The sequence below is a fragment of the Gallibacterium salpingitidis genome (assembly GCF_001678495.1).
GTDB lineage: Bacteria > Pseudomonadota > Gammaproteobacteria > Enterobacterales > Pasteurellaceae > Gallibacterium > Gallibacterium salpingitidis.
The window spans coordinates 57,528-71,225 of record NZ_JTJL01000012.1 but is presented as its reverse complement, the minus strand read 5'-3'; the positions used below and the strand labels follow the sequence as shown (position 1 = coordinate 71,225).

Below are 13,698 nucleotides of genomic sequence, written 5' to 3'. Positions count from 1 at the left end.
TATGATTAGGTTATGTTATGGTTGCGCGCATTTGCTAATCTTATAACAAAATGGGGTTTATGAATGGAAGCCTTTCATAATCTAATCAATCAAATTAATGAGCCGCTGTGGAATATTGTTATTATTACTTTATTAGGAACAGGGCTTTATTTCACTTTATCACTCTTTTTTGTCCAAATCCGTTTATTACCACAAAGTATTCGCGAGATGCTTGGCGGTAGAAATGTCGAACGTAAACATGCCATTTCGCCATTTCAGGCTTTTGTTACTGGTCTTGCTAGCCGAGTTGGTGTCGGTAATATTGCCGGTGTATCAATCGCTATCACAATGGGTGGACCTGGTGCCGTCTTTTGGATGTGGGTGACAGCATTACTTGGTATGAGTAGTGCTTTTGCTGAATCTTCTCTCGCTCAACTATTTAAAGTTAAGGATCTTGCTGGGCATTTTCGTGGTGGTCCGGCTTACTATATTACTTCAGGATTAAAACAACGCTGGTTTGGCTGGATATTTGCCATTTCACTCATCATTACTTACGGCTTTGTTTTTAATGCCGTTCAATCCAATACCATTGCCGAAGCAAGTAATGGTGCGTGGGGTTTCTCGCCGCAAGCTGTTGGTGTTGCATTAGTTATTTTAACTGCGCCAATGATTTTTGGTGGTATTCGTAGAATTTCACGCATTGCTGAAGTGCTTGTACCATTAATGGCATTACTCTACTTAGCAATGGCAGTTTATATTCTATTCAACAACCTAAGTATTGTGCCGGCAACAATAAGTTTAATTATCTCTTCAGCCTTTAATTTTGATGCCGCAGCAGGAGGATTTTTCGGTGCAGTATTCTCTCAAGCGATGATGTACGGTATCAAACGTGGTTTATATTCTAACGAAGCTGGTATGGGTTCGGCACCAAATGCTGCCGCGAGTGCAGATGTTAAACATCCTGTGAGTCAAGGCTTAATTCAAATGCTTGGTGTGTTTGTTGATACTATTATTATCTGTACCGCAACTGCCGTTATCGTATTGCTTTCCGGTGAATCCCTTACTTCTGGCGTGACTGGTGCACAACTTACTCAATTAGCAATTCAACATCAAGTTGGTGCTTGGGGAAAAGATTTTCTTGCAGTGATCCTGTTTATGTTTGCTTTCTCTACTATTATTGGTAACTATGCTTACGCTGAGGGGAACATTCAGTTTATTAAAAATAATCCTACCGTTATTATGGTTTTCCGTATGGCAGTATTAGCGATGGTTTATTTTGGGGCGGTACAAAAAATGGCGCTAGTATGGGATATGGCTGATACCTTTATGGGAATTATGGCAATGATTAACTTAATTGCTATTTTGTTACTTTCTCCGGTGGTATGGTTGTTACTCAAAGACTATCAGTCACAGCTAAAAACAACCAAAGAACCTGAATTTAAAGTAGAAAATTACCCTGAACTAGCGAAAAAAGTTAAGCCAAATATTTGGCGCTAAAATCTAACATTAGATACAGAAGCCTAGCAATTGCTAGGCTTCATCATTTCACATTCACTACATCCTGACTACACATCATTTAACAAAAAATGTAATAAATTGCTCTCAATCGGACTTAATGATTTATTCTTCAAATGTGCTAATCGTAACACTCGATTCAACGTTGGTTTTAAACGAACAAATCTTAATGCTTTAGCTTCCACTAAACTCGCCACTGCAGATTTCGGTAAAATAGTGGCATATTTACCTTTTTGCACCCAATATTGATTTAAATTCAAACTATCCGACTCAATCGCCCAATCTAAACGAATCCCTAGACCTAAACAGTGTTGATCAATAATCATACGCATACCATTGCCTTTTCTAGGTAATACTAAATTGAAATTTCTTAAATCCAACCAATTCAACTCTTTAATACTATCTTCTATTAAAGTCGGGCTAATCACCAACCCCATTTCTTCCTCTTTTTGCAAAGGATAATGTACTACCCAACGTGAATCCGCTTCGACAATGGCAATATTAATTTCATTGTTGCGTAAACCATCAATTAAATAACGATGACGTTCTTCAACAATCTCCAATTTCACATCAAGATGTTTTTGCTGCCAAATATCCACTTGTTCGACAATCATCTTGATCAGAGTACTTTTTGTATCAATGCTAGGCAAAATACCTAATACAATGCTTTTATTATATAAATGCTTATAGCGTTCACATTTCTCCGCTACATAATCTAGGATTTCACACAACGCTTCACATAATTCAGTAAAAATCTCCCCTTTACTGGTCATAAGTTGTTTATTCTTACCAACACTGCGCTGTAATAATTGTAAATTCAAATTTTTTTCCAATTGTTTTAATTGGATGCTGAGAGCAGATTGCGACATATATAACTGTTGCGCAGCCAATGAAATTGAACCTGCTTTGATCGTCCTATAAAAATATTGCCAATGTTTTAGTTGAGAATGCGTTTGCCAAGAAAATTTCTGTGTTTCAAAAAAGCATTTCTGATAAATATCGATAAAATCTTGCATGATAGGATTATAACTATCTTGCTTAATGCCTAAACAACTTTTAGGCAAATCCTCGATATAACTAATTTGCCACTCATCAGAAAGCTCAATCTGATCAATTAATAAGCTATTTAACAAATAATAATTTTGCTCATTATCCGTAAAAAAGACCTTCTTATAATCAATGTTTAGATATTCTATATTGAGCTGATATTGCTCACTTAATGCGGAAATCTGTTGTAACAGCTTCCAAGGAATTCTAGGCAGTAAAATCTTCTGTTCTTTGATTTCATTGATACTGATATTTTTGGCTAAGGAATAAGAATAGCGACTTAATAAACACCATTTCCCTTCTAAGTATTGATTGTCTGCGATTTCTTCTGTTAGCCAATCTAACTCTATTGTGCCTAATTTTGTCCATGATGGTTGCCATTGCAAATCTTGCACAGGTCTGATATCAAAACTATCTGAACTTTGCGGCCAAAATAAAACATTAGGATAGCGTTGCTGACAATATTGGATTGCCTGTTCCAATGCTCGGCAAATACGATGTCCATAAAAGTGCAATGGAAATTTTATATTTACCCAATACACTTCTGTATCCTCTCGATATAACTGCGCAGCAAAATTTTCCAACACCATCATCGGCATAATATATCGAGCTAAATATAAGCCCGCTTCATTCACGTAAACCTTTTGATGTTCACGTTGTAATAAAGGTAAAGCTAACAACTCCTCCAATCTCGATAAGCGTTCACTCATCGTTGATCGGGAAACTTGCATAAATTTAGCACTAACACTTAAATTGTTGGTTTGGCACACCGATAAAAAGCTAGCAAACTCTATCCATTCGGCACGTTTGAATTTTGTGGGAAATATTGGTTCTTTCATTGATACAAATTGAAAAATAACTGTGGTTAAATCATCAATGAATGTTTTGCATCCACATTTTCACTAACCACAGTTAAATTCTATTATAAGAAAATAAACACAAACTATATCACGTTACTCGCAACATATTGTTATTTATTATTCAATTTAAACATAAATTGCATCGCAATTAACGCCACAACACTTGCAAATGCCAAATATAGTGATGGTGATAACACATGTATCTCTTTTGTTGCCCAAGTTAACAATGCAGGCGTAAAGCCGGCGAAAAAGATTGCTGCTGCATTATATGAAACGGACATTCCTGTCGAACGAATCGATACCGGATAAATCATTGCTAATGCAACTGGTGCTGTTCCTGCAAAAATAGAAACCATCACGCAGAATAGGATATGCACAATAATAAGATGCGAGAATACCGGCTCGCTGTGTAACCATAAAAGCAATGGATAACTACCTACCGCTAATAAGATTGTTCCAAATCTTAGTACTTTAGTAACACCCAATTTATCCGATAGCTGACCAGATACCAAACAGATAATCACCATAAAAATATTACCAATAAAGGAAGCAGTAAACGCCTCATTCTTAGTAAAACCTAACCCAATCACAGGTGAAGCGTAATATGTCGGCATATAGATAATTAATGTATATACACAAACTGTCCATAAAATGGAGAACATAAAACCTAGAATTAAGTGTTTTGGATATTCTCTAAGAATGGTAATAAAAGGTACATGAGCCTTGTTCTTTTGTTGTTCAACTTGGAAATCTTCTGTTTCGTCTAAATTCTTACGAATATAGAAACCTACAGGAATAATTAATAAACCAATAATGAATGGAATTCTCCACGCCCATTGTTGGATTTCTGATTCACTGAACAACGATGTTACTGTTACACCAACTAATGCCGCAATAATGTTTGATAAGCCCATACTTGCTTGTAACCACGAAGCATATCGTGCTTTTTTATCTTGCGGTGCAGATTCCACCAAGAATGCTGTCGCACCACCAATTTCACCACCGGCAGAAAATCCTTGTAATACACGACCAACCAATAGCAAGATTGGAGCACCTACACCAATCACAGCAAGCGGCGGCGCTATCGCGATAATAAAGGTACCAATTGCCATTAATGCAATAGTCAATGTTAATGCAGCTTTACGTCCTGCTCTATCGCCATACAAACCAAGGAAAATCGCTCCCAGCGGTCTTGCAATAAATCCTACTGCGAAAACAAGAAATGTTTTAATTAACGCTGAAGTATCATCGCCATCGATAAAAAAACCATGACCGATATAAGCCGCAAAAAAAGCAAATACACTAAAATCATACCACTCTAATGCATTACCAATGGACGCCGCCGCAATTGTGGTTCCCGTTTTTTGTTCTTTTTTAATTGTTGTTGTTTGCATATCTCACCTTCCTGATACCTTTATTATTTTTAAACCAAAGATATGTAATTGATCTTTTTCTTGACTACTTCATCTAAGGCTTCTGGATAACCTGCATCGGCATATCTCATCACACCAAGACTAGTGTCATTAGTCATACTCAACTGCAATCTTTCTTTCGCCTGCTCAGTACCATCAGCAATAACGGTCACACCTGCTGAAGTCATATAACCGCTATAACCGCCACCGCCAGAATGAATTGCCACTAAATCAGCTTGTGATGAACAATTCACCATTGCATTAATCAATGGCCAATCGGCAATTGCATCTGAGCCATCTTTTAAGTTTTCCGTCATAATATTTGGATGTGCCATCGCACCGGCATCCAGGTGATCACGCGTAAAAGCAATAGGTGCTTTTAATACACCTTTAGCCACCATTTCATTAACAGCTAAAGCTAAACGGGTTCTTTCTAAATGACCTAGCCAAGCAATACGTGCAGGTAATCCTTCAAATGGAATATATTTCTTCGCCAAGTTGATCCAATTCGTCACAGTTTTGTTTTCAGAGAAATGCGTCAAAATATAGTTATCAATGATCGCAATATCATTAGGATCATTGGATAAAGCGATCCATCTAAATGGCCCAATCGCTCTACAGAATAGTGGTCGTAAGAAAGCTTCTGTAAAAATCGGAATATCAAAAGCATTGTGAACACCAGCATTGTAAGCGTGTGTTCTGATCAAATTACCATTGTCAAAAACAATTGATCCTTGCTTTTGGAAACCAACCATCGCAGTCACGTGTTTTTTAATACTTGCTAGGCTAGCAGCCATTAAAGTTTTTTGATCCGTTTTACGTAAGTTTAGAATCTCTTCTTTGCTTAAACCTGCTGGAACATAACCATAAACCAAGTCATGCGCCGCAGTCTGATCAGTAACAATATCTGGAATAATGTTACGTTTTAGTAATTCAGGATAAACATCTGCGGCATTACCTAACAATCCTACAGAAATCGCTTTTTTCGCTGCTTGCGCCTCGCGAATAAGAGCTAATGCTTGATCAAGATCGGTAGCTTTTTGTTGCAGATAACCAATTTTCATGCGCTTATCAATTCGTTCTTCATCAACTTCAACCACTAAAGTTGCTGCATTTGCCATAAATCCCGCTAATGGTTGAGAACCACCCATACCACCTAATCCAGCAGTTAAAATAAATCGTCCTGTTAAATCATGATTGAAATAACGCGCTGCAATTTGGTTGAAAATTTCATAGGTACCTTGGATCACACCTTGAGAACCAATATATTGCCAATCTCCAGCCGTTAATCCGCCCCAACAGATCAATCCTTTTTTCTCTAATTCATAGAAAATTTCGGCTTTTGCCCACTGACCGACCATATTACAGTTGGCCATAATTACCAATGGTGCTTTCTCATGAGTTTTTAACAAGCCGATTGGTTTTCCTGATTGAATAATCAGTGTATAGTCCTCTGTCATTGTTTTAAGGGCATGCACAATTGCATCGTGACTTGGCCAATCTCGTGCCGCTTTACCTAATGCGGCATAAACCACCAAATTATCGGGATCTTCCCCCACAGCTAACACATTTTCTAATAAACGCAACAAAGCCTCTTGTCGCCAGCTACGACAACGCAAAGTTGATCCGCCTGTTACTGTAAATTCTGCTTTCATTATGATCCCCCTACTAATTTCCATTTAACGCATAATCACTTAAATTAATGCCTAAAATTTCTTCAACATGTGGATAAACGCTCGGATCAACCACACTAGAAGACAATGGAATTTTGTTTTTAGGAATATGGAACACCAAAATCTCACTGCCTTCTTTTACACTTCCTGCACTAATTGGTTGTCCATTTCTATCTAATGTTGTGATTACATCAGGATAAGTTGCTAATCTTTCACCTTCTCCATTGGTGACAGCCATATGTTCATTCATCACGTGAATTCGAACCAAATCTTTGCCTTGACCAATCTCAATAACGCCTACATCAAACGCTTCATCGGTATAACGCAAAGTATTAGCCGTTACTTTTCCAGCAGCTAAGATCGAACCACCAGTTTCTTTACAAATCGCATCAACTACCGCATTACCACCTTTCGGTTCCGCCGCACAAATTGCTTGTCCTAAACTTAATGCTTTTGAAATACCGCCTAACGCTGCATGTTGTCTGACATACGAAGCTCGTAACGGATTGCGGCAACTTGCAATAAAACCACCTGACATATCTGACGCTTTACGTAAAATTGGCGAAACTTTCGCTGTAGCTCCTCGTGTTACTAACTCGATATATTGATTATTTTTGCGGTTACCGCCTACTGCGGTCTGAATCATCTGCTCTGGTGAGTTAGCCATACCGATTGAACCCATATCACCTGTTGGATGAGCACGAATATCACCTACCGCATCAATCACTTTGGTACCTAATAACGCTGAAGGTAACCAAGCATTTAAAGTCGAGGACATTCCATTCTGTCCGATAATGAGTCCGTATAGTTTTTCACCTAACGCATCTTGTAATAATTGCACTGCTTTTACGTAATCTACTCCGAGCATTTCCCAATCGGTTAAGCCGCCAGGAGCACCAATTGCCGCGGCTGTTGCAATCCACGCATCATCATCTACTTCATCTAAGCTCACCAATTCGGGACGTCCAATAGTGACCGCTAAAGTACCAAGCTCTCTCCCATGATGAACCCAACCACCACCACCGCAAGCGAAAATAGAACCGCCTTTAATGGCAAATTCAACATCTTGTAAAGTTAAAATTCTGGACATTATTTGCTCCTTTTTAATTCATATTGGTTATAAATGACGATCTAAATCCAACAAGGTATGCAGTAATACTTCTATCCCTTTGCTTAAATCAGCTTCTTCCGTCCACTCTTCTGGACAATGGCTTTTACCTGCCACACTCGGGACAAAAATCATTGCTGCTGGTGCAATAAGACTGAGGAAAGCACTGTCATGTCCTGCACCACTTGGCATCTTGCGATAACTATATTGGTAGTGTTGACACATAGCCTCTAAACTATCCATCAACTTTTGATCACAATGTGTTGGATAGGTATCAGTTAAACGATCGAATGATCGCAAAGTGAGTCCACGTTTTTGCACAACTTGGTTAATCACACTTTGCAACGCAACAATAAATTCATCCATTAATTCACGTTTATCCGAACGGATATCAAAGACAAGTTGAGTTTCACCAGCAACAACATTGCTAGCATTAGGTTGGTTGAAAACCTGTCCACAAGTAGCCACAAAATAGCCATTTTTATTCTTTGCAAAATCTTGTGCGATCTGTTCAGCTGCAACAACAATCTCCGCTGCACCAACTAAGGTATCCTTTCTTAGATACATTGGTGTTGTTCCTGCATGTGCTGCCTGCCCACCTAATAAAATGCTCAAGCGAATAATGCCGACAATACCAGTCACAATCCCAATATTGAGCTGTTCACTCTCTAAAACTGAACCTTGTTCAATATGTAATTCTAAGCTGGCAGCAATATCGGTTCTTTTTTGCAGGTTAGTAACATCACCACCCATTCTGTTCACTGCATCAGCCAACGTTTCTTGCGTAACCGGATGAGGTGTACGTAATAATTCTTCGGAAAGTTTTCCCGAAATCCCGCGACTGCCAATACAAGAAATCCCCCATTCACTAGGTTCTTCAGCTAGGTAATCAATAATTTCTAAATTATGATCTAGCGAAATCCCTTGTTCTTGTAACACCTGAGCGCATTCCAATCCTGCAATCACCCCCGCAATCCCATCAAAACGACCGCCCGATGGTACAGAATCACTATGCGAACCAATAACAATGCTACCTAATTCAGGTTTATTACCTTGCTTCTTACCAATCAAATTACCTGCTGCGTCAACAGAAACAGTCAAACCCGCATTTTGCATCTGCTCGGTCAACCATTTTCTGCCCTCAAGAAATCGAGGTGAAAAAGAGCGTCGAGTGTAAGGTTTATCAGGATCTGTGATCTCACCTAACGCCATTAATTGTTGCCAATACCTACTACGATTAATAAGCATAAATTAATCCTCAAACGCTGGTGGTGACACAAATTGTCCATAACCTGGTTCGGCTAATACTTTGCCATCTTTATAAACCCATTGACCTCTGACCATGGTAGCTGTTACCTGATGATCAATTTTCATACCGTCATAAGGACTCCAATCTGAAAAATGGTAACCGCCCTCTTTCGCAGAATAGATATAAGGATCTTTTCTCACGACAACCAAGTCCGCATCTTTACCTACCTCTAACGCTCCTTTTACATGACTAATTCTGAATAATCTGGCAGGGTTATATGCCAATACTTGCGCCAATCTTGTCAAAGACACATTCCGTTTGATTGCACCATCAACTAATAAAGTGACTAATAACCCAAGCCCTGTTGCACCAGAAGCATTATCAAAAATATTGCTATGCTGTTTCTTATCTAAAGACCAACTCACATGGTCAGTAGAAACCACAGTAACATTGCCATTAGCTAAGTGTCGCCATAAAGCTTCTCTTTCTTGTGAATTTCTAATCGGTGGATTTACTTTTGCACGACCGCCTAGACGAGAAACATCTTCATCTTCTGATAGCACTAAATAGTGCAAGCAAGCCTCAATAGTGGTATCAAACCCTTGTTTTTGGAAACTGTTACAGATGTCATAACCACGACTGTTTGAACAGTGGACAACATGCGCACGACAGCCTGTTTCTGCACCTAATTCATAGATTTGTTGTACTGCTAGGTTTTCAGCATAAATCGGACGCGACGCCGAGTGCGCGGTATAGTCGGTATATTGTTTTGCCTTACACTCTGCGATTAAACTCTTCACTGTTTCATCATCTTCATTGTGTACGCCAACGACTAAATCATAGTTAGCAATTTGCGCCATACAATCGTGCATTAAACGTGGGGAAATTCGCGGAAAACGTTCTGGATCAGTACCAAAAGTGGAAAATTTAAAACCTATTGCACCTGCTTTAATAAGCTCATCAATTTTTTCCGTTCCCTCTTCTGGATGAACGGTGGCATATAACGCAAAATCTACTCTAGCTTGTTCGGCTGCCGACTCTTTTTTTGCAGTAAAGCGTTCTTTATTACAAATTAAACAACCTGCGTCGTACGGCATATCAACAATCGTGCCAACACCTCCAACCGCAGCTGATTGTGTTGACCAAATAAAATCTTCCTGCCCTTTTTGGCTGCGACTATGTACTTGTGCATCAATTGCCGCTGGCAAAATATAACTACCACTAAAATCAATAATCTCTTTTGCCTCAGGTACACCTGCCTCACAAGCACCAACACGAGCCACTTTGCCATTGTTGATTGCTACATACCCATTTGCAATTTCTTTAAAAGGTAAAACAATATGCCCTAAAATAAGTTGTTGATAACCTGACATCTAAGCTCTCCTCTTTTCTCTAACCAATAAAAATAACTTACTGATTAACTCAAGATTTGTCTTATATTTTTTTCTGCCAAATTACATTTAAAAAATCGAACACATTAAATAGATATAGATGTAAATAATAAAATTACACTAAAAAATGAATAATTATCTAAAAATAAACAGTTTTTTTAGATAAAAAATAATTAAATAAGAATTTATATATAACGTTTCTATATATTAAAAAACAAAATAATATAAGAAAATGGAATATACTGAATGAAGATAGGATAATTTAACAGTGCTTCACAACGAGGAATTCACCATTACGACATAAAAAACAGACTGATTTACCATAACGATAAATCAGTCTGTTCACTTGTTAAGACAAAATTATTTTGTTATTAACGCGCAATGCCTTTATGACGCAATAACGCATCCAACTTCGGCTCTCTACCGCGGAAACGTTTAAACAACGCCATTGGTTCTTCAGATCCTCCTTGCGTTAAAATATTATCCAAGAAAGATTTGCCTGTTTCTGCATTAAAAATACCCTCTTTTTCAAAACGTGAGAACGCATCCGCAGATAACACTTCCGCCCATAAATAACTGTAATAGCCTGCTGCATAACCGCCTGCAAAAATATGACTAAAGCTATGTGGTGTTCTCACCCATGTTGGCACTTTAATCACTGCCACCTCACGTTTCACTTCCGCTGAAATCGTGGTGATTTGATCAGTTTTCGCTGGATCAAATTCATAATGTAAACGGAAATCAAATAGACCAAACTCAAGCTGACGCAATACAAACATCGCCGCTTGGAAATTTTTCGCCTTAATTAATTGCGCCAATTTCTCTTTCGGTAAAGATTCGCCTGTTTGATAATGTCCTGAAATAAAACGTAAAGCCTCTTCTTCCCAACACCAATTTTCCATAAATTGGCTCGGTAACTCTACTGCATCCCAAGGCACACCATTGATACCAGAAACATCATCAGTTTCAATTCTGGTCAACATATGATGAATACCATGACCAAATTCATGGAATAACGTCGTAACTTCATCATGAGTAAAGAGTGCCGGTTTATCGCCGATTGGACGATTAAAATTACATACCAAATAGGCGACCGGTTTTTGTAATGAACCATCGGCTTTACGTTTACGGCTAATGCAATCATCCATCCACGCTCCACCGCGTTTATGTTCACGAGCGTAGAGATCGAGATAGAAACTACCTCTAACCTCATTGTCTTCATCAATTAAATCAAAGAAACGCACTTCTGGATGGTAAGTATCAACATCAAAACGCTCTACTGCCTTGATATTAAAAATACGCGAAACAACTTCAAATAACCCTGATAATACTCGATCTTCTGGGAAATATGGTCTTAACTCTTCATCATTAATAGCAAATAACGCTTGTTTTTGTTTTTCACTATAAAACGGAATATCCCAAGGTTCTAGAGCATCAACAGCAAAATGCTCACGACAAAATTGTTGTAATTCAGCAAACTCTTTCTCACCTTGCTCCTTAGAACAATGTGCTAAATTTTGTAAAAAATCTAACACTTGACGTGGACTTTCCGCCATTTTTGTGGCTAAAGATAAATCGGCATAAGTCGCAAAACCCAATAATTTGGCTAATTCATAACGCAAGCTCAAAATTTCTTGCATAATTGGCGTGTTATCCCATTTACCAGCATTTGGACCTTGATCAGAAGCTCGAGTCGTAAAAGCACGATACATCTCTTCACGTAACGCACGATTTTCACAATAAGTCATCACAGGTAAATAGCTTGGAAATTCTAATGTGAAACGATAACCTGCAACCCCTTTGCTTTCAGCAGAAGCTTTTGTTGCTTGTAACGCACTTTCTGGCAAACCAGCGATCTCATTCACATCGGTAATCACTTTCTCCCAGCCCATAGTGGCATCTAAAACATTATTACTAAATTGTGAACTTAACTCTGATAAACGCGCCACAATCTCTGCATAACGCTGTTGTTGTTCTGCAGGCAAAGAAATCCCAGATAATTCAAAATCACGCAAGTTATTTTCAATCGCTTTTTTCTGATCTTTAGACAATTTTGCAAATTCTGGACTATTTTTTAATTGTAAATAAGCCTGATACAATCCTTGATGCTGACCAACCCAAGTGCTGTATTCTGATAATAATGGCAAACAAGCTTGGTAAACTTCTCTCAATTCCGCACTATTCTTCACCGCATTTAAATGCGCAACCGGCGACCAAGCCTTGCTCAATTTATCGTTTACTTCCGCCAATGGCAGATAAAAATTTTGCCACGTGAATTCTGTTTGTTTTAAAACTTGTTCAACAGTATCTCGACATTGTTGGATTAATTGACTAATAGCGGGTTGGATATGTTCTAATTTGATCTTTGAAAATTCAGGTAATCCTTGTGGATTAAGTAATGGATTTGACATGATATGATCCTTTATAAAAAAACACGCCCCTAGTTATTGGGGATAACAATAAGATTTCAAGAGAAACATTACCTTTGATCTTACATTATTTACGCATAATTTGTTGTAGCGTTCTATATCATACTCAATAAAAATGAAATTTCCTTTTCAAATCGTAAAGTTATCCCTTAGAATATTGTCTATATTTCACTCACTACTTACTCACAGAATATGAACAAATCAATCAAAGTTGAACAATTAGAAAATCAAATTCGGGAACGTTACGACAGTTTAAGTAAACGGCTAAAACAAGTTGCTAAATATATCTTAGATAACCCAAATAGCGTGGTTTTTGATACGGTTGCAGTTATCGCAGAACGAGCGGAAGTCCCACCATCAACATTAATTCGTTTTGCCAATGTGTTTGATTTCAGCGGTTTTAATGAAATGAAACAGGTATTCAAAGAAAGTTTGATGGAATCTACTGCAGACTATAAAGAGCGTGCTGAACTCTTTCATAAAATGGATGCGGATCATACTCAACAACATAGTCCTGAAAATATTTTAGCAGTTTTCTCCCACGCCAATGCAACCGCCCTCACGCAATTAGCAACCAATATTGATACAGCACAACTGAATAAAGCAGTTAAATTATTAGATGCAGCAAATAATATTTTTATTATTGGTTTAAAACGTTCTTACAGCATTGCATGTTATTTAAATTATGCTTTACATCACTTAAATCGTCGTTCTTATATCATTGATGGTTTAGGCGGAATGTTTGAAGAGCAATTAAATCTGATTAAACCAGGTGATGTCGTGGTGGCGATTAGTTTTGCTCCATACGCAAAAGAAACGCTCAATATTCTAGATTCTGTTGCTAAAGAAGGTGTGAAACAAATTGCAATTACAGATAGCCAGCTTAGCCCATTAGTCAGTTTTAGTGATATCTCATTTGTGATTAAAGAGGCTCACATTAACGGCTTTCGTTCACAATGTTCAACAATGAACTTAGTGCAAAGCCTAGCGATTTCATTAGCTTTCCAACAGGAAGAAGAGGCTTAAAAATTGAAT

9 protein-coding genes are annotated in these 13,698 nt (G+C 38.0%); 2 read left to right on the top strand and 7 right to left on the bottom strand.

Annotated features, from left to right (window positions below; genetic code table 11):
- The first annotated feature begins 63 nt into the window (after nt 1-63).
- Nucleotides 64-1,476: an alanine/glycine:cation symporter family protein gene (locus QS62_RS03240; RefSeq protein WP_066105816.1), complete on the top strand. Its 1,413-nt coding sequence runs from the start codon at nt 64-66 to the stop codon at nt 1,474-1,476.
- A gap of 68 nt (nt 1,477-1,544) precedes the next feature.
- Here QS62_RS03240 and QS62_RS03235 read toward each other — a convergent pair whose 3' ends face one another.
- The 7 genes from QS62_RS03235 to prlC all read right to left on the bottom strand — a co-directional run bounded on the left by QS62_RS03235 (nt 1,545) and on the right by prlC (nt 12,645).
- Nucleotides 1,545-3,380, bottom strand: a complete 1,836-nt coding sequence (locus tag QS62_RS03235; protein ID WP_082966124.1) for a LysR family transcriptional regulator — start codon at nt 3,378-3,380, stop codon at nt 1,545-1,547.
- A 131-nt stretch (nt 3,381-3,511) separates the two neighbouring features.
- A complete protein-coding gene (locus QS62_RS03230; RefSeq protein ID WP_066105810.1) occupies nt 3,512-4,795 on the bottom strand; it encodes an MFS transporter in 1,284 nt (427 codons plus the stop codon).
- 29 nt (nt 4,796-4,824) lie between these two features.
- The gene (locus QS62_RS03225) at nt 4,825-6,468 is read right to left on the bottom strand and encodes a urocanate hydratase (protein WP_066105807.1); all 1,644 of its coding nucleotides are present in this window, start codon (nt 6,466-6,468) and stop codon (nt 4,825-4,827) included.
- A gap of 13 nt (nt 6,469-6,481) precedes the next feature.
- Nucleotides 6,482-7,576: a DUF917 domain-containing protein gene (locus QS62_RS03220; protein ID WP_066105804.1), complete on the bottom strand. Its 1,095-nt coding sequence runs from the start codon at nt 7,574-7,576 to the stop codon at nt 6,482-6,484.
- A gap of 27 nt (nt 7,577-7,603) precedes the next feature.
- Complete coding sequence (locus QS62_RS03215) at nt 7,604-8,842, bottom strand: Zn-dependent hydrolase (RefSeq protein WP_066105802.1); 1,239 nt, start codon at nt 8,840-8,842, stop codon at nt 7,604-7,606.
- A gap of 3 nt (nt 8,843-8,845) precedes the next feature.
- Nucleotides 8,846-10,216 (bottom strand): dihydroorotase, encoded by a 1,371-nt coding sequence (locus QS62_RS03210; RefSeq protein WP_066105799.1) that lies wholly within the window; start codon nt 10,214-10,216, stop codon nt 8,846-8,848.
- Nucleotides 10,217-10,605: 389 nt separating this feature from the next.
- The gene (gene prlC / locus QS62_RS03205) at nt 10,606-12,645 is read right to left on the bottom strand and encodes an oligopeptidase A (protein ID WP_066105796.1); all 2,040 of its coding nucleotides are present in this window, start codon (nt 12,643-12,645) and stop codon (nt 10,606-10,608) included.
- A 210-nt stretch (nt 12,646-12,855) separates the two neighbouring features.
- Between prlC and QS62_RS03200 the strand changes: the two genes are divergently transcribed.
- Entirely contained in the window at nt 12,856-13,689 is an 834-nt protein-coding gene (locus QS62_RS03200) for a MurR/RpiR family transcriptional regulator (RefSeq protein WP_066105792.1), read from the top strand.
- Nucleotides 13,690-13,698: the final 9 nt, after the last annotated feature.